Below are 24,027 nucleotides of genomic sequence, written 5' to 3'. Positions count from 1 at the left end.
TTCCACCGAGCGCGCCGGTCTCCCGGACAGCTGCTGGCTACCAGGCCCATTACAGCCAGCCGGTGGCAACCAGTCCGGCGACCACTGCCGCGCCGAAGACAAGCCAGGCGGCGTAGTCCCCCACATGCCCGCTGTGCAGTCGGTGTAATGCGGTCGCGGCCACGGTGACCGGACGAATCGGCGGCTTTCCGCGAGCGCGCAACGTGCCGAAATGCAGCGCGACAAGTGCTATCAGCACGGCCAGGACAGTCGACAACAGACCGAGCGCCAAGCCTGCTCCGCTCCATTCGATCTGCGGAACTCCGCCGGGATGGGCGGTCGTATTACCGAGCAGCGCCGCCGCCCGGTAAGCCTCGGGATCAACGAACGTCGCGGCGGCGGGACCGATAGCGGTTGTGAATCCCGTTGGCAGACCCAGTATTAGCGCGACGAGCAACAAAACCAGCACCGCACCCAGCATCGTGATCGGCGTCCGGTTGCGCGGCGCGGCGACATCGGGCACCTCGTGTTCCCCGGTGGTCTCCTCGGGATCGAGTTTGTGCTCGGGCACCTCACCCACACCGAAACACACCCGCAGCCCCGCACGCAACGCCGCCCCGCCGGTTATCGCCGAAACGACGATCACCAGCCCTACCAGGAAATTCGACCCATCGGATTCCTCGAGCAACGCCTTGCCCAGCCCCGCACCGAACGGCGGCAACCCGGCCAATACCAACGCCGAAAGCACAAACAGCACACCGATAGTCCGCTGACCACGCGCCCGCCCATGCAAACTGAACTCGTCCACACTGCGATACCGCGACAGCAACACACCGGTCAGCAGAAACAGCGAACCCTTGACCGCAGCATGACCCCCGAGGTACAGCGCCGATGCGGCGACACCAAGCGGTGACAGTGCGGCGAGTCCGAGAATGAACAATCCGATATGCGCGATCGTCGAATACGCGAGCAGCCGTTTGATATGCCGTTGCAGCACACACATCACCGCACCGAGCACAGCGGTAGAAATGCCCAGCACCAACAACATTCGGCGCACGCCAGGAGCGGGCAGCACAGTATCGAACACCGTCCAATACACCCGTGCCAGCCCATAAACACCCAACGGTGCCATCACACCGGAGAACAGCACACAGACCGGCGACGGTGCCACAGCATGCGCATCGGCCAGCCAGAAATGGAATGGCACCGCCGCCGCCTTGACCAACCATCCGGTGGCAATCAGCACGAATGCCGCCAAAACAAGAGCATCACCCGCCCGCGCCTCGACCGCAATTCCCAACTGTGCCAGGCCGAGTTGCCCGGTCCGCGCATACAAAAGTCCGATTCCGAACAGGCACAGGTACGCGCCGAGCGAATTGACCACCCCGAAATTCAGCCCTGCCTGCACAGATTCGGGTTCCTCGATCTTCAGTCCGGTCAACGCATACGCCGCCACGCCCATCAACTCGAAGAATACGAACATGTCGAAAAGATCACCGGTCAGCGCGAATCCGGTCATACCGGTGGCAAAGAGCAGAACCAGGGCCGGATAGTGCGCATGCAGATTGTCGAAGTAGCGCCAGCCGAACAGCAATGCGGTCGTGGTGAGCAATGCGATCAGCAAAGCCATTGCGGCACCGAGCCGATCGGCGACCAACACGATGCCGACGGTCAGCCCAGGTCGCGGCTTCCACCCACCGGACCAGGACGACACCGTGCCGGTGCCGGTCTCATACAGCAGCAATCCAGCCAGGATCGTCCCGGCAAGCGCGGTCCCGGTGCCGATCACATCGATCAGCAGCCTGGGCAATACCCGCCCGAGAGCGAGCAGCAGGCAGGAACCGGCGACCGGCAGCGCGATCACGAGTGCCGGGAGCGCCTGATCGAGGGGGACCATCAGCCACGCAGCGCGTGCAGTTCGTCGGGCTGGACGGTGCCGTGTCGCTTGGCGATCTGCACGACCAGCGCCAGCAGCAATGCGGTAACCGTCGCGGAGACGACGATGTCGGTCAGCGCCATCGCCTGCACCACCGGGTCGACCACCGGCGAGCCCGGCGGATTCGCGGACCCGAAAATCGGTGCCGAAGCGCCCTTTTGGTAGCCGATGGCCAATAGCAGGACATAGGTTCCCGATTGTCCGATGGATACGCACACCACGGTATGCACCAGATGTCTGCTGCGTACCACGCCGTAAATGCCGATCAGTAAGAGCCAAACGGCGATCACATAGGGAAATACGGTCATCGCGACGCCTGCCTCTCCGTAGTCAGATACTCGTCGAGGAACTGCGCGAGCAGTACGACGACACCACTGCCGACCGCGAGCCCGACCGCCACGCTGAACAGCGGCAGCGTACCGGCCGACAGCAGGCGGCCGAATTGCCCGAGCGGCAGAATATTCGCCAGATATCCAGCGCCACTGAGGATTCCGGCCAGCCCGAGGGCGACCACTGTGCCCATGCCCACAGCCTCGCCGAACTCGTACCAAACCAACGGACGCAGCCGCCGCAGCGCGCGGTAATTGCCCGCCACGTACAGCAAGTGCAGGCCGGTGGCCAGCACCACACCGCCTTGGAAGCCGCCACCCGGCGTGAGATGTCCGTGCACGACCACATCAGCACCGATCATCAGTGTCACCGGCAGCAAGGCATAGCCCAGAAATCGCGTCGCCTGCATAATGCGACCGAGGTCCTCCGATTGTCGTTGCGGCCGTGGCCCTTCCGGACGCAGTAGAGTCGCCGCACCGAGCACCGCCGCCACCAGGATGGCCTCCTCGCCGAAGGTGTCGAGGCCACGCTGATCGAAATTGACCGAGGAAACCGCATTGGGGCTGTGCTGCTGCAGCGACGCCTGGACCGCGGCGTCGCGATACGGATGATCGGTACCGCCGAACCCGGGCATACCGAACAGCGCGAGTCCGAGCAATACGACAAGTCCGACCCCACCGACGAGGAAGATCACCAGTCGCGCACCGTACTTCACGACCGTCGTCTCCGCTCCACGGCCCGCACAGCGAGCAACACCATCAGCGGCACCACCGCGGTACCCACCGCGACCTGTGACAACGCCACATCCGGCGCACCGAGCACGAGAAATGCCGGTGTTAACAGCGCACCGAACACCGCCAGCGATACTGCCTGGCGCTGCGGCTGGTCGGTGAATACGACGACCGTGCCCGCCACCGCGACCAGTCCGAGCGTGATCACAATCAGGGCGTTCATTGCGGGGCCTCGATCCGGCCGTCGGTGCGGGCATTGAGCCTGCCGATGGCGGCACTCAGCACCGGGGCGGTGAGCGCCAGCAGCAGGAGGGTCACCACGACGATCGCCGTGGTCAGCCCCGGCCCCTCCGCGATAAGCACCGCGAGTGCGATGAACGGTCCGGCGACCGCGCTGATAATCGACGAATAGTGCAGTCGCGCATAGACCGAACGCGGCCGCAGCGCCGCCATCGAAGCGGCCACCGCGACCAGCGTGCCGATTGCGAGCAGTGCGTCGACGAAGAAACTAGTCATCACGCACCCCCAACAGGCGCGTGAAAACCAGGGTGCCCGCGAAGGAGAGCAAGACCACCACCAACGGCACGATCAGATAGTCCGGTCTCCCGAGTCCCAGACTCAGCAATATCAAGACCACGATCAATAGCGAGCTGACCAATTGCAGCCCGACGAGCCGATGCGCCGCCGTGCCCCTGCTGGACAGCAACAGCGCAGGCCCGATCCCACCGACCAGCAGCACACCCGACGCGACCAGCCAAGGCGCGGTGGACATTTCGATCAGCCCCCGAACATCCGTCGCAGTCGAGTCTCGGGTGTCGCGAATACGTGCAGCAGCAGCTCATCGTCAGCATCGATGACCAGCGAGCCGGGCGTCGCCGAGAGCACACCGGTGATCAGTGCCGCCCGCCCCGCTCGCCGCCGCGCATCGGCTTCCGCGTCGAGTTCGTTCTCCTCGAACCTCCCGACCGGCCTGCCATGCGCGGCGATCGACAGGGCGGCCCAGCTATCGCGCACGATCGCGCTGGGGAGCGCGGCCAACAGCTGCGGAATCTTGTCCGGCGGTCGCCAATTGCCCTGCACCGCGATACGTCCCAGACGACCCGCCCAAGCAGCGGGTAATGCGAGCACGACGGCCGCGAGCAACTCTTGGAGACTGAACGTGGTCAGCGTCGCCAGCCACAGCAACACCAGCACCGCCCACCAGCCGAGGACTTCCGCCGCCGCTGCGATGCGCCCGCTCATTTGTCGTCTTCTCGATGCCAGTCCCGCACCGCATCACGCGCCCGGTCGAATATCGCCAACGGCGGACCGGCCAGCAGATTCGCCAGCGCGGATTCCCCGGTCTTCGGATGCGGACGGGTCGGCGCGACCGCTTCGGCGGCCCGCACCGAACCCGCCATCCGCTCCAATTGATGCGCCGAAAACTGTTGGCGCAATAGGGCGAATTCCTCGTGCTCCTCGCGGCTGGCATGGTCGATCACCGCCTCGGCGAATTCGGCCAGCTCGGCATCGAAATCCGGATGGTCGACACCGAGGTCGTAAAGGTTGGCCAGCGCGCGCTTGGCGTGGTTCTCCTCATGCCGGCGCTGTCCGACCATCTGGTCCGCCCCGAAACGGGCGCGGGCGGCGACCGGGTGCACGGCCTCCGCTTCGGCGCTCTCGTGCACCGCGAGCAACCGGACCAGTTCCTTGAACAGCTCCGACTTATCGCCCTGCCCGGACTTCAGTTGGGCGAGTAAGCCTTTGATCTGCCTATGTTGTGCCATCAGCAGATCGACGACGTCCTCGGTCGATGGCAAAGTCATGATGACGAATTCCGATGCGGCACGAATTCCTGCAACTTGGTCTTGGTGCCCTGCCACATCAGATGCCAGCCATCCGGATCGCCGCGCATCACCGCCTCGGCGGTGTCCTTCATCTGCTCATAGGTCGCATGCGGTGGAATCGGCGGCACCTCGGGATCGCAGCGCACATCGAGCAGTACCGGACGATCCGCGCTCAGCGCCTGCCGCCACGCGTCGGCGAGATTCTCCGGATCGTCGATCGCGATCGACGGCAGCCCCATACAGCGCGCCAGATCCGCGTAGGAAGTCTCCGGAAGTATCTGTGACTCTTCGAATTTCGGAGCGCCACCCATGGCGCGCAGCTCCCAGGTGACCTGGTTCAGATCGTTATTGTGGAAGACACAGATGATCAGCCGCGGATCACTCCACTGCCGGTAATAGCGTGCGATGGTGAGCAGTTCGGCCATTCCGTTCATCTGCATGGCGCCGTCACCGACCAACGCGATCGCCGGCCGTTCCGGATGCGCGAATTTGGCGCCGATGGCATAGGGCACGCCGGGTCCCATGGTCGCCAGGGTGCCCGACAGCGAGCCGCGCGTACCGATGCGGAATCGCAGGCAGCGGGCGTACCAGTTGGTGGATGAGCCGGAGTCCGCGGTGACGATCGCATTATCCGGAAGCTGTTGCGACAGTTCCCAAACCACGCGCATCGGGTTGACCGGCTTGGCCTGCAACATCGCCTGCCGCTCGACTGTCTCCCACCAGCGGGACACATTCTGCTCGATCTTCTCCCGCCAGGAACGCTCCTCCTTGCGGCGCAGCAGCGGAACGAGTTCGGCCAGTGTGGCTTTCGCATCACCGACCAGATTCACTTCGGTCGGATAGCGCATGCCGATCATGGTGCCGTCGATATCGATCTGCACGGCGCGCGCCTGACCGAACTCCGGCATGAACTGGGTGTAGGGGAAATTCGACCCAACGATGATCAGCGTGTCGCAGTCGCGCATCATTTCATAGCTCGGCCTGGTACCGAGCAACCCGATCGACCCGGTGACAAAGGGCAGGTCGTCGGGCAGCACATCCTTGCCGAGCAATGCCTTCGCCACACCCGCACCGGTGATTTCGGCGAGTTCGACCACCTCGCGCGCGGCCGAGCGCGCGCCCTGACCGACGAGCACCGCGACCTTCGATCCGGCGTCGATGATCTCGGCCGCGCGTTCGATCTCGGGATACGGTGCGACCACCGTCGCGGTCAACGCATGTGGTGGGCTGGAGGGCACCTGCTTGAACTCGTGTTCGGGCGGTTCGTAGGGTTCTTCCTGCAGATCGGCGGGAATGATCACGGCGGTCGGCGAATGCCGGGTCATCGCCGTGCGAAACGCCCGGTCCAGCGCGTTGGGCAACTGGCTCGAGACATTGACCTCGACCAGATAATCACTGGCGACATCCTTGAACAGGCTCTGCAGATCGACTTCCTGCTGATAGCTGCCGCCCATGGCGCTGCGCGCGGTCTGACCGACGATCGCGACGACCGGGACATGGTCGAGTTTGGCGTCGTAGAGGCCATTGAGCAAATGGATCGCGCCGGGTCCCGAGGTGGCCGTGCAGACGCCGACCTTCCCACTGAACTTGGCGTAACCGGTGGCTTGGAACGCCGCCATTTCCTCGTGTCTGGCCTGCACGAATTGCGGTTTGTTATCCGCGCGACCGAAAGCGGCGACCAGACCGTTGATGCCGTCGCCGGGGTATCCGAAGACTTGGTTAACGCCCCACTCCCGTAGTCGTTGCAGGACGTAGTCACCAACCTGTTGTTTCATGAGGATCTCCTGTAGGTATCCGGGTTGGTCAGACGGGTGATACCCAGCGAATGGGCAGGCAATCAGAGGGTGTGCCGCGCGCCGAAGTGGGTAGCCGCACTGTGCCGAGACAGGAGGGGTGCCGAATGATTGATCTCCCGCTGACGCGACTCGCGGCCGAACTCACCGAGCAGGTCTCCGGGGAAGTACGTTTCGATCCCGGATCCAGAGCCACGTACTCCACCGATGCCTCGAACTATCGCGCGGTACCGCTCGGCGTGGTGCTACCGCACACACCGGACGATGCGGCCGCGGCGATCGCGGTGTGCCGCGAGCACGATATGCCGGTGCTCTCGCGCGGCGGCGGCACCAGCCTGGCCGGTCAATGCTGCAATGCGGCCGTGGTGCTGGATTGGAGCAAGTACTGCGATCGGCTGATCTCGGTCGACACGGCGGCCCGCACCGCGATCGTGGAACCAGGGATCGCACTGGACCCGCTGAATGCGCTGTTGGCGCGGTACGACCTGATGGTCGGCCCGAAACCTTCGACGCATGTCAGCTGCACGATCGGCGGGATGATCGGCAACAACTCCTGCGGATCTACCGCGCAGGCGTACGGGAAGATGGTCGATTCGGTGCGGCGGCTGGAAATCCTGACCTACGACGGGTTACGGGGTTGGGTCGGCGCGGATTCCCCGGATGAGTTTCCCGAACTACTCGACGGCCTGCGGCGGATCCGCGATGAATACGCGGCGGATATCCGCGCGCACTACCCCGATATTCCGCGCCGGGTGTCGGGCTACAACCTCGATTCCCTGCTGCCGGAGCACGGCTTCGATCTCGCGAAACTGCTCGTCGGCAGCGAGTCCACGCTGGTAACGGTGCTGCGTGCCGAAATCCAACTCGTGCAACGTCCGAAAGCGGTGGCACTGACCGTACTCGGCTACCCCGATATATACGATGCCGCCGATGCGGTGCCGATCGTATTGCAGCACAACCCGACAGCGCTGGAAGGTGTCGACCACCGACTGGTCGATCTGGAACATATCGAACATCTGGCCGCAGGTGCCATCGCACAGTTGCCGGATGGAAAAGGTTGGCTGATGGCGCAATTCGAGGGCACCGACCAGGACGAAGCCGACCGACGGGCCCAGGCGATGGTCGAGGAAGTGACCATGAAAACCGGTGCGACCTCGACGATGATCGATGATCCCGCACGGGAGGCGGAAATCTGGATGGCCAGGGAGGCAGGCCTGGGCGCCACGGCCTATCCGCCCAACAGTCCGCAAACCCATGAGGGTTGGGAGGATGCCGCGGTACCGCCCAACCGGCTCGGTGACTATCTGCGCGACTTCGAAAGTTTGCTCGACGATTTCGATTACCAGTCGTCCTCGCTGTACGGCCACTTCGGCCACGGCTGCGTGCACACCCGCATACCGTTCGATCTCCGTAGCGCGGAAGGCATTTCGAGGTACCGCAGCTTCGCCGAGCAGAGCGCCCAGTTGGTGACGCGGTACGGCGGATCGCTGTCCGGTGAACACGGCGACGGTCAGTCGCGCGGCGAACTGCTGCCGATCATGTTCGGCGATCGGGTCGTCGAGGCATTCGGCGCGGTCAAACATCTCTTCGATCCACGCAACCGGATGAATCCCGGCAAGGTCGTACACCCGCGACCACTGGATCAGGACCTGCGCCAAGGCGCGGACTATCGGCCGTGGAATCCGGTGACCCACTTCACTTTCCCGGAGGATGACCATCGCTTCAGCGTGGCTGCGGCGCGCTGTGTCGGCGTCGGCAAGTGCCGCGGTCACGAGGGCGGTGTGATGTGCCCGAGTTACCGGGCGACCAGGGAGGAGGAACACTCCACCCGCGGCCGCGCCCGACTCCTGTTCGAAATGCTCCGGGGCGAGGTGATCACCGATGGCTGGCGCTCCACCGAGGTACGCGATGCCCTCGATCTGTGCCTGGCCTGCAAAGGCTGCCGCAGCGACTGCCCGGTCGATGTCGATATGGCCACCTACAAGGCCGAATTCCTCTCCCACCACTATGAACACCGCGTCCGGCCGATGGCGCACTACTCGATGGGCTGGATTCCGATGTGGGCCCGGCTCGCCACCGCCGTGTCCGCACCGGCCAACGCGCTGGCTCAGAGCCGGGGCCCGGGTGGGCTGCTCAAACGTCTCGGCGGCGTCGACCCGCGCCGGGACCTACCGCGCTTCGCCCGCGAGCGCTTCACCGAGAAGTTCGCCCGTCGCACACCGGACGAGCGCGGCCACCGTGGCCGAGTGCTGCTGTGGCCCGACACCTTCACCAACAACTTCGCCCCCGAAATAGCCGAAGCCGCGGTGACGGTACTGGATGCGGCCGGGTTCGAAATCGAAATACCAAGGCGCACCGTGTGTTGCGGTCTGACCTGGATTTCCACCGGCCAACTCCCCACCGCGAAACGAGTACTGCGCCGAACCCTGCGTCAGCTCGAACCCCAATTGCGCTCTAGCACCCCCATCGTCGTGCTCGAACCCAGCTGTGCCGCCGTCTTCCGCTCCGATCTCACCGAACTACTCGCCGGTGACGAAGACGCCCACCGCTTGGCGAATCAGGTCCGCACCCTCGGCGAAATCCTCACCGAACAGGCCGACGACTGGGAACCCCCGCGCATCGACGCCCACGCCATGGTCCAACCACACTGCCACCAGCACGCGATCCTGCACTATGACGCCGACCAGAGGCTTTTGACCGCAACCGGACTCGACGTCGAAGTACTCGATGCCGGATGCTGCGGCCTGGCCGGAAACTTCGGCTTCGAACGCGGCCACTACGACGTCTCGGTAGCCTGCGCGGAAGACAAACTGATGCCGGCCATCCGCAACCGCGACCCCGAAACCCTGGTCCTGGCAGACGGTTTCAGCTGCCGTACCCAAATCGAACACCTGCAACCGCAAGCCCGACCGCAGCACGCGGCACAAGTCCTCGCCGAGGCGCTGCGCCGCGAGTAATTCAGTCGGTGTCGAACAGCCGATCGGCGCGCGGAAGCTGGCCGATGGTATTGGAGATCTGGGCGACCAGGGCCCAGGGGCGCTGGGTGTCGGTGGTGGCCTTGCCGCTGGTCAGGATCGCACCGGCGAGTCCGCGGGTGGGGTCGGCCCAGCCGTATTGGGTTGTCAGGCCACTGCGGCCGAAGTGCGACTGGGTATTTCTCCCGAACTTCGAGCGACGAGCGCCCAGCTCGAAACCAGCGCGGCTTACGCGTCCGGCCAGGCCTGGTAGGCGTGGTGCGGGGCGGATCGCTTCGCGGAGGGTTTCGGGCTCGATGATCCGAACACCGTCGAGTTCGCCGCCGCGGGTGAGGATTTCGTAGAAGCGAGACAGTTCGTAGGCGGTCGTGACGATATTGCCCGACGGCAGTTCGGCGGTCAGGAAATCCCGATTCGCGGACTTGGCGGTCGCACCGTCCATCCGCCCGCCGAGTGCCTTGCGCGCCAAAAGTATCGACATTCGTGACGGCGGCGGGCCGGTCTTCACGCTGGGCACGACCTTGTCGACATCCTCGGGACGGACCCCGAAGTTGTTCCAGCGGAAGCCCAATGGTTCGAGTACCTGTTCGGCGAGATGTTCGCGCATCCGCTTCCCGGTGGCCCGCTGCACCAGCAGCCGTTGGATCAAACCGCCGGTCAACGCGTGATAGACACGGAATCGACCGGGCCGCCAACTCGGCACCAGATCGGCCAGCCCCTGTACGGCCAACTCCTCGTCGAGCACCAACTCGACGCCCTTGTACGGCGGCGTAATGAACGGCACACCCGCCGAATGCGACATCACATCGCCGATGGTGATCGCATCCTTGCCGTGTGCCGCGAATTCCGGAATGTATTTGCACACCGGATCATTCAGCGCGAACGCACCCTGTTCGACCAGCATGAACATCAGCGTCGCCGATACGCCCTTGGCGGTGGAGAACCCGCAGAACAGCGTCTCCGGCGTCGCGAGTATCTGCTCCGCATCCGGACCGTCTTTCGGCGCATTCCCCCAGCCGTGCCCGATCGCTCGGTTCAGCACGACCTTCCCGTTGCGCCGCAGACAGGTCTGAATAGCGGGCGTCGTCCCCATCCGGTACCACGCCCGCACCGATGTCCACAGCGCCGCGACATCCGCGTTCGTCAACCCAGCATCGGCCGGATCGTCCTCGTGCCCGACTGTCGTCACCGCGTCCAGATCATCGGCGACGGTCACCAACGTGCCAGGGACCACCTTCATTCGGCCAGCATATCGACGCTGATCTCGCCGCCGATCGAGCCCACGCCGCAGTGCTGGTTTCGCGCGGCGAGCCGGGGTACTCGGCTGGCAGGAGGTGTGACATGCCAAAGGAATGGAGCAATAAGCAGGAACGGCAGTACGAGCACATCAAGGACTCGGCAGAGGACCGGGGCGAGAGCCAGAAGCGGGCGAAGGAAATCGCCGCGCGGACGGTCAATAAGAATCGCGCCCAATCCGGGCAGTCGAAGACCGCCAGCCGTTCCTCGGTAAAGGATAAGTCGCCACAGCAGCGCGGTGGGCAGCGCTCGGGCCGCAGCGGTCCGAAGGGCCCGACCCGCGACCAGCTGTACAACGAGGCCAAAAACCGCAATATCAAGGGCCGCTCGAAGATGAACAAGCGTCAGCTCGCGCGGGCGCTCGGCAAGGACTGAGACCGAGATGGCCGTGCCGGGCGCCGCGGAGTTCGTGCCGCCGCACGCGAGCCTCGCCGAATTGCGGCAGGCCTCGTGCGGCTGCCACGGCTGCGATCTCTACCGGCACGCCACCCAGACGGTTTTCGGAGAAGGCCCGGAAAACGCAGACGTGGTCATGATCGGTGAGCAGCCCGGCGACCAGGAGGACGTGCGCGGACATCCGTTCGTCGGCCCCGCCGGGCGGCTGCTCGACCGTGCGATCGCCGAGGTCGGGATCGACCGCGACCGGATCTATGTGACCAATGCGGTGAAGCACTTCAAATTCGAGGAACGCGGTAAGCGCCGTATCCACAAACAACCCGGACGCACCGAAATCGTCGCCTGCTCGGCCTGGCTCGACGCCGAGTTGCGGGTCATCGGGCCACAACTGGTGGTCTGTCTCGGCGCGATTGCCGCAAAGGCCGTGCTCGGTCCCTCGTTCAAGGTCTCCGAGCGGCGGGGAGAGCTCATCTCGACGCCGGATTACGCGGTGCTAGCGACCGTGCACCCGTCGTCGGTGCTGCGCGCGCCCGATCGCGACGAGGCCTACACCGGATTCGTCGCAGACTTGAAAAGGTTGCGAACGGTCTGCGGTGGTATACGGCCGATGTGACGGCCGAAAATATCACCCGGCCGCATGTACTGCGCGAATACGCATTCCTCGCGGACGGCGAGCGCGGTGTGCTGGTCGGTCCACGTGGTGACTTCGCCTGGATGTGTGCACCACGTTGGCACAGCGACGCGGTTTTCGCCGCGCTGGTCGGCGGGGACGGCGCGTATTCGGTGACACCGTGCGGGCGGTACGTGTGGGGCGGGTATTACCAGACGGGCACCCTGATCTGGAATTCGCACTGGCTGGTCGGCTCCTCGGTGATCGAATGCCGGGAGGCGCTGGCCTTTCCTGGTGATCCGCATCGGGTCGTGGTGCTGCGCCGGATTGTCGCGGTGCACGGCGATGCCGAGGTCGATGTGGTGCTGCGGCCCGCCGGGCAGTTCGGCAAGGCGAAGGCAAGTGACCTGCACCGTACCGACGACGGGTTGTGGCTCGCGCGCGTCGGTGACCTCGCATTGCGTTGGACGGGTGGGGCGGCCGCGTCGGTCCGCGACGACCGCGGCTGGACCGATCGGATAACGCTGCGACAAGGCGAGATTCATGATCTCGTCCTCGAATTGTCCGATATCGCACTGCCCGACGAACCGCCGGATCCGCACACCGCATGGGCACAGACCGAATCCGCTTGGCAGCGTGGGGTGCCGAAGCTGGGCCCGTGTGCCGCGTCCCGCGATACCGCACAGGCCTACGCGGTCATGCGCGGTATGACCAGTTCCACCAATGGGATGGTCGCCGCGGCCACCACCGGCCTGCCTGAACGCGCGGACCTAGGCGAGAACTACGACTACCGCTATGTGTGGATCCGCGACCAATGTTTCGCCGGTCAGGCGGTGGCCGCCGACGGCCCACATCCATTGTTGGACAATGCGTTACAGTTCGTGGGCGAACGACTGCTCGTCGATGGGCCCACGATACTGCCGGCGTATACGGTCACCGGCCAACCGATCCCGGAGCCGAGCAACCTGGACCTACCCGGGTATCCGGGCGGTCGTACCGTCGTCGGCAACCGGGTGCGCGATCAATCCCAACTCGATGTATTCGGCGAGGCTCTGCTCCTGTTCGCCGCGGGCGCGCGGCACGACCGGCTCACCGAGGACAGCCGCAAGGCGATTTCGGTGGCCGTCGCCGCGATCGCCGAACGCTGGCGTCGACCGGATGCGGGCATCTGGGAAACCGAGGACCGGCACTGGACGCATTCCCGGCTGGCCTGCGTCAGCGGTCTGCGCGCGGTCGCCGCCATTGCCGATACCGGTGCCGACCCCGTGTTCTGTACGGCACTGGCCGACACAATCATGGCCGAAACCGCCCGCACCAGTGTGCATCGCGGCGGCGCGTGGCAGCAGGCCCCGGATGCGGCCGGTGTTGACGCTGCCCTGCTACTGCCTGCCATCCGCGGCGGCGTACCTCTCGACGATCCGCGCAGCCTCGCCACCTATCGGGCCGTGGAGCGCGAATTGTGCACGGATTACTACGTTTATCGCTACCGCCACGACGAGCAGCCGCTGGAGACGAACGAGGGCGCGTTCCTGTTCTGCGGATTCATCATGGCGATCGCGGCCGCCCAACTGGGACACCATGTTTCGGCGGCACGCTACTTCGAACGCAATCGCGCGGCGTGCGGTACGCCCGGATTGTTCGCCGAGGAATTCGATGTCCGGCAGCGTCAGCTGCGCGGCAATATGCCGCAGGCCTTCGTGCACGCGACGCTTTTCGAATCCTCGATCCAGCTCACCCGATTCGGCGACGACCATGAGTAAGGAGTTGTGATGAGCTTCGAACCCCGAGTAGTGGTGATCACCGGGGCGAGTGCGGGCATCGGTCGCGCGGCCGCGCGCGAATTCGCTTCGAGCGGTTGCAAAGTCGCGCTGCTCGCCCGCGGCGATGCCGGACTTGCCGCCGCGGCCGATGATGTGCGCGCCGCGGGTGGTGAGCCGTTGACGATTCCGGTCGATGTCGCCGATTACGCGGCGGTCGAGGCCGCGGCGACGCGGGCCGAGGAGGTGCTCGGGCCCATCGATGTCTGGGTGAACTCGGCCTTCACCTCGGTATTCGCCCCCTTCGAGCAGATTGCGGCCGCGGAGTTCCGGCGGGTCACCGAGGTCACCTATCTCGGTACCGTGCACGGCACCATGGCCGCGCTGTCGCGCATGCGGGCGCGCGATCGCGGCGCTGTCGTACAGGTCGGCTCGGCGCTCGGCGCCCGCTCGATTCCACTGCAGTCGGCGTATTGCGCAGCCAAACATGCGATCAACGGGTTCACCGAATCGGTGCGGGTCGAGTTGATGCACGAGGGCAGCAATGTGCACATCACGCTGGTGCAGGCCCCCGCGGTGAATACCCCCCAATTCTCCTGGGTGCTGTCGCGATTGCCGAAGCGGCCACAGCCGGTGCCGCCGATCTACCAACCCGAGATCATTGCGCGCTCGATCGCCTTCGCAGCGAAACATCCTGAGCGCAAGGAGTATTGGGTCGGCGCGAGCACAACGGGGACACTGCTCGCACAACGGCTCGCGCCCAGCCTGCTCGACCGCTATCTCGCTCGCACCGGCTACGAGTCGCAGCAGACCGATGCCGACGCCGACGCACGGGCCGACAACCTCTGGGAGCCGGTCGACCGGTCCGGCGGACATGACTTCGGTGCGCACGGCGAGTTCGATGATCGTGCGCATCGGCGCAGTACGCAGGCATGGTTGAGCCGTGGGCTCGAGTCATTGGCCAGCGGGTTACGTCGGCATTAGGGCGCTCTGGTCGGGCTGCGCGCGAACACGAGAAAGACGCGATTAGCCGAACCGAGCGCGGGTATGGCGCACATATGGTCCCGACGATCGACCAATTACTCCACGCGCTCACCCGCGCGGTGAATACGCTGGTGGATGCCGATATCCGCTTCGCGGTCGCGGGGGGTTGCGCGGTGTACGCGCGCGGCGGGCCCGCATCCGAGCACGATGTCGACATCTTCATCAAACCCGCCGACCTGTCAGAGGCCCGCAGCGCGCTGACCCGCGGCGGCTTGCGGGTCGCCGATCCGCCCGAGGACTGGCTGACCAAGGTCTATGACGGCGGTGTCCTCATCGACCTGATCTACCGGCCGAACAATCGACCAGTCACCGACGAATTACTCGATCGAGCCGACATGATGCGCATCGGCCCGACGATGGCGCCGGTGATCAGCGCGAGCGACCTGATGATCGACAAATTGCTGGTCTTCGACGCGCACCGACTGGACCTGAGCCCGCTGCTGACGATCGCACGCGATCTACGCGAACAGGTGGAGTGGGAACGGGTGCGCAAGGAAACCGACGTTTCGCCGTATGCCCGAGCCTTCCTCGGGCTGCTGGACGATCTCGGAATAATCGAGTCGAAGCGGGTGGTGTGAATGGAACAACCGCAATATCTGGTCGCACATCTGCGCCGGGCGCTGGCAGAGGATCCGCGCACCGCCGAACTCGGTGTACAGGTGACCATCCGTGGCGATGTCGTCGTCCTCGGCGGCGAGGTGAGCAGTATCGAACGCAAGCTGCAGATGGAAAACGTGGTGCGCGAACAGCTTCCACGCGCCCGCATCCACAACGACGTGCACGTCACGCCGCCATGCGCGCCGGGGGCCGCCGAGGCGCTGGCGGACTGACACCGGAAAAGGAGGGCGGCAGATGCGGATCGCGGCAATCGGTGACGTCCATCTCGGCGCCGAGTCGGGCGGCGAACTGCGCCCGGCGCTGGCGGAACTGTCCGACCGCGCCGATGTGCTGCTGCTAGCCGGTGATCTCACCCGGCACGGCACGATCGAGGAGGGCCGCGTCGTGGCCGCGGAATTCGCCGATCTCGGTGTTCCGGTCGTCGCGGTGCTCGGCAATCACGACCATCACAGCGACGCACAGCACGAGATCACCGCCGAGCTCACTGATCACGGCATCACCGTACTGGAGGGCACCGCGACGAAATTCGCGGTCGATGGACACACCCTCGGCATCGCGGGCACTAAGGGCTTCGGCGGTGGCTTCGCGGGTAAATGCGCGAGCGTCTTCGGCGAACGCGTGATGCGTGAATTCGCCGCGCACTCCGTCGACCTCGCGGAGATGCTGCGCGAAGCGCTGGCGGGCCTGCACACCGATATCACCATCGCGCTGACCCACTACTCCCCCATAAGCGACACCCTGCACGGCGAACCGCGCGAAATCTACCCGTTCCTCGGGTCCTATCTGCTCGGCGAAACCATCGATGACCAGCACGCCGACCTCGCGATCCACGGGCATGCGCATGCGGGTATCGAACGCGGCACCACACCGGGCGGCATCCGGGTACGCAATGTGGCCTTACCGGTGGTGCGCACCGCCTATGTCGTCTACGAGCTGAAGCCGGAAACAAAAGAATAATAAGGAGTACCGATGCCCTCGATCGGATCCATCGCCACGCTGACCGCGGCGACCGTGGCGGCTGCCCTGCTCGCCGCCTGCGGCGGCAACGGCCCCCTGGACCCGGCGGTGCCCGCCACCCCGACCTCCCACCCGAATATCACCATCACCTTCTCCTCCCCCGGCAGTTCCGCACAGGTGCCCAATCCGGACGAGATCACCCCGACAGCGGCAAAACAGCTGTGCGACATGCTCGAACCAGAGGTCGACCGGTGGCGCACCGAGGGTGCCCAGCTCGGCAAGCTCGGCTTCAACGGCACAGTGCACGATTGGGCGGCCCGCAACGGCGGCCTCAATGACACCGTCCTGAAGGACCGGGCGATCGTCGATCGCATCACGACCACCCAATGTCCGGACGTCCGGCAAAAGGTGCTCGACGCACTGAATATCAGCACCCTCGCCGACGGGCTCGCAGGCTTCGGCCGCTGAGCGGCTATGACGATAGCGTGGCGCGGATTCCGGCCAGGATGACCCGCAGTCCGCGCTCGTATTCCACATCTGTATCGGCGTCGAACAGCTCGGCCACCATCCGGGCCGTCCGCGGAAAGCGCTCGGCATCGACGGACTGCGCCACCCGCGCGGGATCGTAGGGATTGCCATCGGCGTACTCCGCGCCGGATTGCGCCTGTTCCTCTATAACGAATCCGATCGTGTAGTGCAGCAGTGTCGGAAACACCCGCTCGGCATCCACCAGCGCGAAACCCGCGTCCTCGAGCGTGCGCAACGTCAGTTCCACGGTGCGCCACATGGCTTCGTCGCTGACATAGGTTCCGGCCAGCACCTTCGCCCCGTCCCGATACCGCAGCATCGACCGGCGCAACCGCCCGGCCACCGCCACCACCCAGTCCTGCCAGTCCTCGCCCTGCCGCGGCGCCTCGATCCCGTCGACAGCGGAAACGAATACCCGCCGGGCCATCGCATCGAGCAGTTCGCGCTTGTTCTTGACATGCCAGTACAGGGCGGGTGCCTGCACATCCAGGGCCGCGGCCACCTTCCGCATGGTCAGTCCGTCGAGACCGACCTCGTCGAGCAAACCCAACGCTGCCTCGGCGATCACCGTCGCATCGATCTTCACTGTCACCTCCTGCTGTCCGACGCTTGACAGCTTAACAATGTTCTGTTCTCCTTAACAACGTTAAATCGCTTAACAATGTTAAGGAGACCGACATGGAAACGACCGATGTGGTGATCGCCGGGGCCGGACCGACCGGGCTGATGCTGGCCTACGAACTGCGCCTGGCCGGTGCAGATGTCGCGGTCGTCGATGGACTTGCGGCGCGCACCGGCGAATCGCGGGCGGGCGGCATCCACGCCCGCACCATGGAAATCCTCGATCAGCGCGGCCTGCTCGACGAGTTGCTCCCGCTCGGCCGCGTAATGCAGGCCGGGCATTTCGGTGGCCTGCCCCTGGATTTCAGCGACTTCAATACCCGCTACCCGTTCACCCTCGCCGTGCTGCAGTCGGTGATCGAACGCGAACTCGACCGGCAAGCAACCGAACTCGGTGCGATCGTGCAGTGGGGGTCACCCGTTATCGGCTTCCAGCAGGACGCATCGGGTGTCGAGGTGGAGATCGGCGGTCCGAATCCCCGCCGGATTCGCGCGGCCTACCTGGTCGGCTGCGACGGTGGCCGCAGCGCGGTGCGCAAGCTGGCGGGCATCGACTACGTCGGCACCGACGCGACCGTAACGGGCATGCTTGCCGATGTCGAACTGGCAGATCCGCCCACACAGCCCTTCTTCGGACACCGCGCCGGTGCGGGCGATTTCTCCGCGGTGCAATTCGAGCCCGGCTGGTACCGACTGATGGTGCAGCGCCACGACCTCGTCCTGGAGCGCGGCACCGAACTGAGCTTCGAGGACTTCCGCGCCAACTTCACCGAGATCGCGGGCACCGACTTCGGTATGCACAGCCCGCGCTGGATCTCGCATTACGGCGATGCCGCCCGCCAGGCCGACCGCTACCGCGTGGGCCGGGTATTCCTGGCCGGGGATGCGGCGCACATCCACTACCCCGCGGGCGGTCAGGGCCAGAATCTGGGACTGCAGGATGCGATGAATCTCGGCTGGAAACTCGCCGCCACCCTGCGCGGCAACGCATCCGACGAACTCCTCGACACCTATGAATCCGAGCGACACCCCATCGCCACCCGCGTCCTGCACAACACCCGCGCCCAGACCGCACTCGGACGACCCGGCCCGCACACCGACGCATTGCGCGACATCATGAGCGATCTGATCGATATGGATCAGGTACGCCACCGCCTCGGCCTGATGATCACCGCACTCGATATCCGCTACGACATCAAGGGCGAGCACCCGCTCGTCGGCCGCCGCGTCCCGGATGCCGACCTCACCACCGCCGACGGCGACACTCGGGTACACGAGCTGCTGCGCGCGGGCCGCCCGGTCCTGCTGGTGCTCAATGGAAACGACGTTCCTGCGGTCCCGGAATGGCAGGACCGGGTCGAGATCATCAGCGCTGTCGGCCGCGCCGAGCATTGGGCCATCCCTGGTTTCGGGGCGATCCAAGCCCCCGCCGCCGTCCTGCTGCGCCCCGACGGCTACGTCGCATGGGCTGCCGGCGAAGCCACCACCGCGGGCTTGACCGAAGCACTCGGCACCTGGGTCGGCGGCACCGAATCCACTGGCGGCTCAACTGGTCGATGACCCTGCCCACCAACTCGACCCACCGCGCATCCGCACCACCGGCCTCAACGGCACTCGAGCCACCGCCACCAGGGGCAGCGCGCCAGCAATCAACAGTTGCCGCTAGGACGCGATACCGTGATATCGCGGCGAACACGCGATTCGATGCCGTACGCCGACGCCAGCTCGGAGTATCGGTCGTCTCTTTGTAATTCCTTTACAAAGACATGACCAAAGTTATGCACGCTGATCGAATAAACCGGGAAATAGCGACAGTCGACCCAATGACCGTTTTGTCCGATTCAACTCGGCGCGGCCGAGAGCACTGATTGCACTTGCCGTCCCCCGTGTGACACTGTCGCCCAATGGACATCGTCCGAAATCTCGCCCGAGAAAGATCAAAAACGTTGCCTTCCAAAAGGGTTGTTAATGTGTATGCTATCGATCAATTAAGACCCCACTACGAGGTGGGATGACCGGCGAAGGCGGTGTCGCAGTGGATGTCAACGCACTCCGAATGCGCCGTGCGACTGTCTTCGCGATCGGCGTCGGCGTGTTGACCCTGGCAGCTACCGGTCCACTCGACCGGCTGCTGCTCGGCCTGTTCATCTGCATCGGACTCGGACTCGGTTGGGTGAATGCACAACTGACCAGATTGACGGTCAACCGGGTCGCCGACGCCGAGAAACCGAGGAAACAGGGGTTGTACCTCTCCTCGGCAACTCGACTGATCGCAATAACCGGCGGTTCGCTCGCAGTGGGTTTCCTGGCAAGGCCGCACGGCATCGGAATCTTCTTCGGCCTGGCTGCCTTTCAAGTGATTCTGGTGTTGGTCACCGTCTTGCCTGAAGTGAAGGAGCTTCGCCAGCAATCATGACGAATCAACTCGCCTTCATCGCCCAGTCGGCGCTTCCCGTCCTCGCGGAGGAAGCGCCCGCCGAAGAGCCGAAAATCAAGGTCGGCGAACACGCGGTCGCGCATCTGTGGGGTATGGACTTCAATGTCGACACGATCATCTCGACCGCCATCGCGGCGGCGATCGTGCTCGGTCTGGCGTTCTACCTGCGGGCGAAGCTGACTTCGGGCGTACCCAACGGCGTGCAGTTGTTCTTCGAGACCGTCACGGTCCAGATGCGCAACCAGGTGGAAAGCGCCATCGGCATGAAGGTCGCGCCGTTCGCGCTGCCATTGGCCGTCACGCTGTTCATCTACATCCTGTTGTCGAACTGGTTGTCGGTGCTGCCGGTGCAGTACGGACACGGTGAATTGATCGCACCGCCCGCCTCGGATGTCAATTTCGTATACGCGCTGGCACTGTTCGTTTTCTTCATGTACCAGGGTGCGGGCGTGTATCGGCGCGGCCCCGGTGGGCACGCCAAGCAGTTGCTGAAGGGCCACACCGGATGGGGCCCGATGGTTTTCATCAATGTCATCGAGGAAGTCGCTAAACCGCTCTCGCTGTCGCTTCGATTGTTCGGCAACATGTTCGCGGGCGGCGTGATGGTCTCGGTGATCGCACTGTTCCCGTTCTGGATCAGCTGGGGGCCGAATGCCGTCTGGAAACTCTTCGATCTGTTCGTCGGAGCCATCCAGGCATTCATCTTCTCGCTGTTGACCGTCCTCTACTTCAGTCAATCGATGTCGCTGGAGCACGAACACTAGCCCTGGCGACTACTTTCGGGTCGCTCTAAACAACGACAGATCGGCGCCGCCGATCGAGCTCAGTAAAGAACAGGAAGTGAAAAATGGCAGACGCAACAACGGCAGCCATCGTCCAGGGCGCGCTCATCGGCGGCGGCATCATTATGGGCGGTGGCGCCATCGGCGCGGGAATCGGTGACGGACTCGCCGGCGCCGCGTTGATCAACGGCGTTGCCCGTCAGCCGGAAGCCGAAGGTCGCCTCCGCGGTAACTTCTTCCTGACCGTCGGTCTGGTCGAGGCGGCGTACTTCATCAATCTAGCGTTCATGGCGCTTTTCGTATTCGCTACTCCAGGTAAGTAATTAAGTATGACTCCGCGAACGGATGTTGTGGCCGAGGGGAACTTCCTGATCCCCAACGGCACATTCTTCGCCGAGCTGTTGATCTTCCTGATCGTGCTCGGGGTCATGTGGCTGTTCGTCGTTCCGCCGATACGCAAGGTATTGGCGGAACGCGAGACGAGAGTCGCGGAGACCGCGGTCGACAACAAGGAAGCCAAAGCCTTGTTCGCCGACGCCGAAGCGAAATACCAGGCGGCCGTCGCGCAGGCGCGCAGTGAGGCGGTCGAGATCAGGAACCAGGCAAGGGCCGAGGGCCGAGTTATCCTCGAGCAGTTGCGAAGTGAGGCGCAGGGCGAGGCCGACAGGATCGTCGCGGAATCCGCGACGGAACTGCGGGCTCAGGCGGACCAGGTGGCCGCGGAGCTGCGTGAGGCTGTCGAACCGCTCGCCGAGACATTGGCCGATCGAGTGCTCGGCATCAAGGATCGGCACGCCGGCTCCAGCGCCGGCCATCAGTCAGGACGAGCGTAGCCAATGAACCTCAACAGCGGCATCCTTGCCGAAGGGGCAATCCACGCAGCCGGGTCCGAGGATTCGGGCATCTTCCACATCACCTTCGACTGGCCGATCTTCTTCAGCCAGCTCTTCGGTTTCGCGGTCATCATCTTCGTCATCGTCAAATGGGTGGCACCGCCGGTGAAACGGCTGATGGCCAAGGCGCAGAACAATATTCAGAAACAGATCGAGGATAACCAGCAGGCGGCCGACCGCCTCGTCGAGGCCAAACGTGCCTACGACAATGCGGTCACCGACGCCCAGGCCGAACTCGAGCACATCCGTGAGGATGCGCGTGCCGACGCCGAACGCATCATCGCCAAGATGCGCGAATTCGCCGATGCCGAGGTCGCACGGGTCCGCAGCCAGGGCCGCGATCAGATCGCCCAGATGCGCACCCAGCTCATCCGCGATCTGAAGGAAGAGCTGATCACCACGGTCATGGACAGCACCGAGGAAAAGGTGCGCTACGAGATCGGCGCCACCCACGTGGCCGCCGACAGCATCGACAAATTCCTCGAGGACCTCGAGGCCATGGCTAACGCGGAACCGCCGGTCCGACGCCGCGCCCAGCCCTGGGCATTGTAAAACCGGGTGGTCGCCGGACCGCATGCCCTGGCATGCTGGCCGCGTGAGCACCGCGCAGATCACGATCGATTTCGCGCCCGAATTGCGGCTGTTCGTCGCGGCCGCACAGCGGGACGGTCGCTCTGCCGTGCGGATCGACAGCGTGTCGACGCTCGGACATATCGTGGAAGCGCTCGGCGTGCCGCTAACCGAGGTGGGCAGACTGCTGGTCGACGGTCGGTCGACGAGCCCGGCGTATAAGCCCGCCGATGGCGAAGCGGTGTCGGTGCGCGCGGTGGTGCGTCCGCAGCGATTCGACGAACCGCTGCGCTTCCTGCTGGACATCCACCTCGGCACTTTGGCGCGACGGCTGCGGCTGCTCGGCGTCGACACCGCCTACGAGAATCCGGATATCGGTGATGCCGCACTCGCCACGCGCTCGGCGACCGAACATCGCATCCTGCTCTCGCGCGACCGCGGACTGCTGCGTCGACGCGAAATCTTCGCTGGCGCCTACATTTACAGTCATCGCCCCGTCGAACAGCTCGACGACGTGCTATCGCGTTTCGCACCGCCCCTTGCGCCATGGACCCGCTGTACGGCCTGCAACGGCCCCCTGCGCGTGACCGATAAGCGGACCCTGCGCGGGCAACTCCCGAACGAGACCGAACGCACCTACGACGCGTTCGCACAGTGCGTCGACTGTGGCCGAACCTATTGGAAGGGTGCGCATCACGCGCGTCTCGACGCGATCGTCACCCACGCCCTCCGCTTCGGCACCTGAAGCATCGCCACGCACCTTCGCGCGGCACCTTCGCTCACCACGAACCCTCGCGCGCCAGGCACCTGCCACACGCCACGCATCTCTCTTCACGCCGCGCACGGAATCGTGGACGAAAACGTGCGTGGCGCGCCGACCAATGCGCGGGACCCGTCCTCGCCCAGCCGGATCACGCTCCGAATGCACCTTCGAGGCGGCCTCGGGAGCCGGGGCAGGGCGCCCACGCCAGGTACCTTCCGTACACCCCGCACCTTTCTTTACGCCGCGCACGGAATCGTGGGCCAAAACGTGCGTGGCGCGCCGATCAATGCGCGGGAGCCGTTCTCGCCCAGCTGGATCAGGCTCCAAAAGCGCCTTCGAGGCGGCTGCGGGAGCCGGGATGGACCAGGCGGGCCACGCTCACCAGCGCACTGGCAGACCAGGTGCGGCGGCGGATCTGGAGGCAGGGTTCGGTGCGGCGGATGCGCAGTAGTCGGCAGTCCTCCTGACTGCCCTGCACCGCCTCGACGACATGTTCGCCGCGTACCAGCGGTGCCACCTCGCTGAGGTACCGGTTCGGGGTTATCGCGGTGAAATTCTGGTCGAGGTAGCCGGGTGCGGCGGCGGGGTTGACGTAGCGGTCCTCCACCTGGATCGGCACCTCGTCGTCGAAATGCACCAGCATCGAATGGAATACCGAATCGGTCGGCCAATCGTCGAGCAGTGGGTTGGCGGCGTCGAGGGGGTCGCTGCGCAGGAAGATGACCTCGGTGCGGTGCCGGTGGCCGCGCTGCTGGATCTCATCGGCGATATTGCGCACCTCGAACAGCGGCGATGCCACCTTCGCGGGCGCGACGAAGGTGCCGACCCCCATCATCCGAACGACCACACCGGCTGCGGCCAACTCACGCAGCGCCCGGTTGACCGTCATGCGGGAGATACCGAGCGCGTCGACCAGCTGATGCTCCGACGGAAGCTGATCCCCAGCGACCCAGCGTCCGGCGCCGATCTGCATCCGGATCAGGGTCTTGATCCGCTCGTACGCCGGTGCCGTATCGGGTCCGGACGCCGCGAACAAGACCGCCAGATCTGCATCGCCCACCGGGCGGGCCATCGCCACCACCTCTCACTAGCCTGGCCGCAACCTTAGCCGTTCCGGTTGACAGTCACTTGTATATACAGGACTATGCATCTGGGCAGGCTGCCCCAGCTGCCCTTCTCCTGAGG

The 24,027-nt window shown here is 64.9% G+C and carries 28 protein-coding genes; 16 read left to right on the top strand and 12 right to left on the bottom strand.

What is annotated here, in order from left to right:
* Positions 1–49: 49 nt before the first annotated feature.
* Genes ACIBJI_RS10170 through ACIBJI_RS10130 form a run of 9 tightly spaced genes read right to left on the bottom strand, consistent with a single transcriptional unit; the run spans position 50 to position 6,577 of the window.
* The gene (locus ACIBJI_RS10170) at positions 50–1,876 is read right to left on the bottom strand and encodes a complex I subunit 5 family protein (RefSeq protein WP_364350417.1); all 1,827 of its coding nucleotides are present in this window, start codon (positions 1,874–1,876) and stop codon (positions 50–52) included.
* On the bottom strand, positions 1,876–2,223 hold the full coding sequence (locus tag ACIBJI_RS10165; protein ID WP_364350420.1) for a cation:proton antiporter subunit C: 348 nt from the start codon (positions 2,221–2,223) through the stop codon (positions 1,876–1,878). Before ACIBJI_RS10165 ends, ACIBJI_RS10170 begins: the two co-directional genes overlap by 1 nt.
* Positions 2,220–2,960: an MnhB domain-containing protein gene (locus tag ACIBJI_RS10160; protein WP_396955646.1), complete on the bottom strand. Its 741-nt coding sequence runs from the start codon at positions 2,958–2,960 to the stop codon at positions 2,220–2,222. Before ACIBJI_RS10160 ends, ACIBJI_RS10165 begins: the two co-directional genes overlap by 4 nt.
* A complete protein-coding gene (locus ACIBJI_RS10155) occupies positions 2,957–3,199 on the bottom strand; it encodes a hydrogenase subunit MbhD domain-containing protein (RefSeq protein ID WP_364350426.1) in 243 nt (80 codons plus the stop codon). The genes ACIBJI_RS10160 and ACIBJI_RS10155 overlap by 4 nt, the downstream gene beginning before the upstream one ends.
* The gene (locus ACIBJI_RS10150; protein WP_364350429.1) at positions 3,196–3,492 is read right to left on the bottom strand and encodes a monovalent cation/H(+) antiporter subunit G; all 297 of its coding nucleotides are present in this window, start codon (positions 3,490–3,492) and stop codon (positions 3,196–3,198) included. Before ACIBJI_RS10150 ends, ACIBJI_RS10155 begins: the two co-directional genes overlap by 4 nt.
* On the bottom strand, positions 3,485–3,748 hold the full coding sequence (locus ACIBJI_RS10145) for a monovalent cation/H+ antiporter complex subunit F (protein WP_364350432.1): 264 nt from the start codon (positions 3,746–3,748) through the stop codon (positions 3,485–3,487). The genes ACIBJI_RS10150 and ACIBJI_RS10145 overlap by 8 nt, the downstream gene beginning before the upstream one ends.
* A 5-nt stretch (positions 3,749–3,753) precedes the next feature.
* Positions 3,754–4,218: a Na+/H+ antiporter subunit E gene (locus ACIBJI_RS10140; RefSeq protein WP_364350435.1), complete on the bottom strand. Its 465-nt coding sequence runs from the start codon at positions 4,216–4,218 to the stop codon at positions 3,754–3,756.
* Complete coding sequence (locus ACIBJI_RS10135) at positions 4,215–4,781, bottom strand: hemerythrin domain-containing protein (RefSeq protein WP_364350438.1); 567 nt, start codon at positions 4,779–4,781, stop codon at positions 4,215–4,217. The genes ACIBJI_RS10140 and ACIBJI_RS10135 overlap by 4 nt, the downstream gene beginning before the upstream one ends.
* A complete protein-coding gene (locus ACIBJI_RS10130) occupies positions 4,778–6,577 on the bottom strand; it encodes a thiamine pyrophosphate-requiring protein (protein ID WP_364350441.1) in 1,800 nt (599 codons plus the stop codon). The genes ACIBJI_RS10135 and ACIBJI_RS10130 overlap by 4 nt, the downstream gene beginning before the upstream one ends.
* 125 nt (positions 6,578–6,702) lie before the next feature.
* Here ACIBJI_RS10130 and ACIBJI_RS10125 point away from each other — a divergent pair, with 125 nt between their 5' ends.
* A complete protein-coding gene (locus ACIBJI_RS10125) occupies positions 6,703–9,552 on the top strand; it encodes an FAD-binding and (Fe-S)-binding domain-containing protein (protein ID WP_397083795.1) in 2,850 nt (949 codons plus the stop codon).
* 1 nt (position 9,553) lies between these two features.
* Here the strand turns inward: ACIBJI_RS10125 and ACIBJI_RS10120 are convergent, their stop codons facing one another.
* Complete coding sequence (locus ACIBJI_RS10120; protein WP_396955644.1) at positions 9,554–10,810, bottom strand: serine hydrolase domain-containing protein; 1,257 nt, start codon at positions 10,808–10,810, stop codon at positions 9,554–9,556.
* A 101-nt stretch (positions 10,811–10,911) separates the two neighbouring features.
* Here ACIBJI_RS10120 and ACIBJI_RS10115 point away from each other — a divergent pair, with 101 nt between their 5' ends.
* The 8 genes from ACIBJI_RS10115 (at position 10,912) to ACIBJI_RS10080 (ending at position 16,716) form a co-directional block, all read left to right on the top strand.
* Entirely contained in the window at positions 10,912–11,241 is a 330-nt protein-coding gene (locus tag ACIBJI_RS10115; protein WP_364350450.1) for a plasmid stabilization protein, read from the top strand.
* A 7-nt stretch (positions 11,242–11,248) separates the two neighbouring features.
* Positions 11,249–11,875: a UdgX family uracil-DNA binding protein gene (locus ACIBJI_RS10110; protein ID WP_364350453.1), complete on the top strand. Its 627-nt coding sequence runs from the start codon at positions 11,249–11,251 to the stop codon at positions 11,873–11,875.
* Positions 11,872–13,632, top strand: a complete 1,761-nt coding sequence (locus ACIBJI_RS10105; protein ID WP_364350456.1) for a glycoside hydrolase family 15 protein — start codon at positions 11,872–11,874, stop codon at positions 13,630–13,632. The genes ACIBJI_RS10110 and ACIBJI_RS10105 overlap by 4 nt, the downstream gene beginning before the upstream one ends.
* A gap of 9 nt (positions 13,633–13,641) precedes the next feature.
* A complete protein-coding gene (locus ACIBJI_RS10100) occupies positions 13,642–14,613 on the top strand; it encodes an SDR family oxidoreductase (protein WP_364350459.1) in 972 nt (323 codons plus the stop codon).
* 74 nt (positions 14,614–14,687) lie between these two features.
* A complete protein-coding gene (locus tag ACIBJI_RS10095) occupies positions 14,688–15,251 on the top strand; it encodes a hypothetical protein (protein ID WP_364350462.1) in 564 nt (187 codons plus the stop codon).
* Positions 15,252–15,503 (top strand): BON domain-containing protein, encoded by a 252-nt coding sequence (locus tag ACIBJI_RS10090; RefSeq protein ID WP_364350465.1) that lies wholly within the window; start codon positions 15,252–15,254, stop codon positions 15,501–15,503.
* A gap of 22 nt (positions 15,504–15,525) precedes the next feature.
* Positions 15,526–16,248, top strand: a complete 723-nt coding sequence (locus ACIBJI_RS10085; protein WP_364350468.1) for a metallophosphoesterase — start codon at positions 15,526–15,528, stop codon at positions 16,246–16,248.
* A gap of 12 nt (positions 16,249–16,260) precedes the next feature.
* Positions 16,261–16,716, top strand: a complete 456-nt coding sequence (locus ACIBJI_RS10080; protein ID WP_364350471.1) for a hypothetical protein — start codon at positions 16,261–16,263, stop codon at positions 16,714–16,716.
* A 4-nt stretch (positions 16,717–16,720) separates the two neighbouring features.
* On the opposite strand, the gene ACIBJI_RS10075 is transcribed toward ACIBJI_RS10080, so the two are convergent.
* The gene (locus ACIBJI_RS10075) at positions 16,721–17,362 is read right to left on the bottom strand and encodes a TetR/AcrR family transcriptional regulator C-terminal domain-containing protein (RefSeq protein WP_397083792.1); all 642 of its coding nucleotides are present in this window, start codon (positions 17,360–17,362) and stop codon (positions 16,721–16,723) included.
* A gap of 92 nt (positions 17,363–17,454) precedes the next feature.
* Here ACIBJI_RS10075 and ACIBJI_RS10070 point away from each other — a divergent pair, with 92 nt between their 5' ends.
* From ACIBJI_RS10070 to ACIBJI_RS10040, 7 genes are all read left to right on the top strand, one after another.
* The gene (locus ACIBJI_RS10070; protein WP_364350477.1) at positions 17,455–18,957 is read left to right on the top strand and encodes an FAD-dependent monooxygenase; all 1,503 of its coding nucleotides are present in this window, start codon (positions 17,455–17,457) and stop codon (positions 18,955–18,957) included.
* Positions 18,958–19,408: 451 nt separating this feature from the next.
* On the top strand, positions 19,409–19,813 hold the full coding sequence (locus ACIBJI_RS10065; RefSeq protein WP_364350480.1) for a hypothetical protein: 405 nt from the start codon (positions 19,409–19,411) through the stop codon (positions 19,811–19,813).
* Positions 19,814–19,926: 113 nt separating this feature from the next.
* Complete coding sequence (atpB, locus tag ACIBJI_RS10060) at positions 19,927–20,598, top strand: F0F1 ATP synthase subunit A (RefSeq protein ID WP_364350681.1); 672 nt, start codon at positions 19,927–19,929, stop codon at positions 20,596–20,598.
* An 83-nt stretch (positions 20,599–20,681) separates the two neighbouring features.
* Positions 20,682–20,939 carry a F0F1 ATP synthase subunit C gene (locus ACIBJI_RS10055; protein WP_040687366.1) on the top strand — a complete coding sequence of 86 codons (258 nt, stop codon included), beginning with the start codon at positions 20,682–20,684 and terminating at the stop codon, positions 20,937–20,939.
* Positions 20,940–20,945: 6 nt separating this feature from the next.
* Positions 20,946–21,449 (top strand): F0F1 ATP synthase subunit B, encoded by a 504-nt coding sequence (locus tag ACIBJI_RS10050; RefSeq protein ID WP_364350484.1) that lies wholly within the window; start codon positions 20,946–20,948, stop codon positions 21,447–21,449.
* Positions 21,450–21,452: 3 nt separating this feature from the next.
* Positions 21,453–22,061 carry a hypothetical protein gene (locus tag ACIBJI_RS10045; protein WP_364350487.1) on the top strand — a complete coding sequence of 203 codons (609 nt, stop codon included), beginning with the start codon at positions 21,453–21,455 and terminating at the stop codon, positions 22,059–22,061.
* 43 nt (positions 22,062–22,104) lie between these two features.
* Entirely contained in the window at positions 22,105–22,824 is a 720-nt protein-coding gene (locus tag ACIBJI_RS10040) for a Mut7-C RNAse domain-containing protein (protein WP_364350490.1), read from the top strand.
* 334 nt (positions 22,825–23,158) lie between these two features.
* Here the strand turns inward: ACIBJI_RS10040 and hutC are convergent, their stop codons facing one another.
* Positions 23,159–23,914, bottom strand: coding sequence for a histidine utilization repressor (gene hutC / locus ACIBJI_RS10035; protein ID WP_364350493.1), 756 nt, complete (start codon positions 23,912–23,914; stop codon positions 23,159–23,161).
* Positions 23,915–24,027 lie beyond the last annotated feature (113 nt).

This window comes from Nocardia sp. NPDC050408, assembly GCF_044458905.1.
Taxonomy (GTDB): domain Bacteria; phylum Actinomycetota; class Actinomycetes; order Mycobacteriales; family Mycobacteriaceae; genus Nocardia.
The sequence above is the reverse complement of the archived record's forward strand: the minus strand, read 5'-3'. Positions and strand labels throughout refer to the sequence as shown.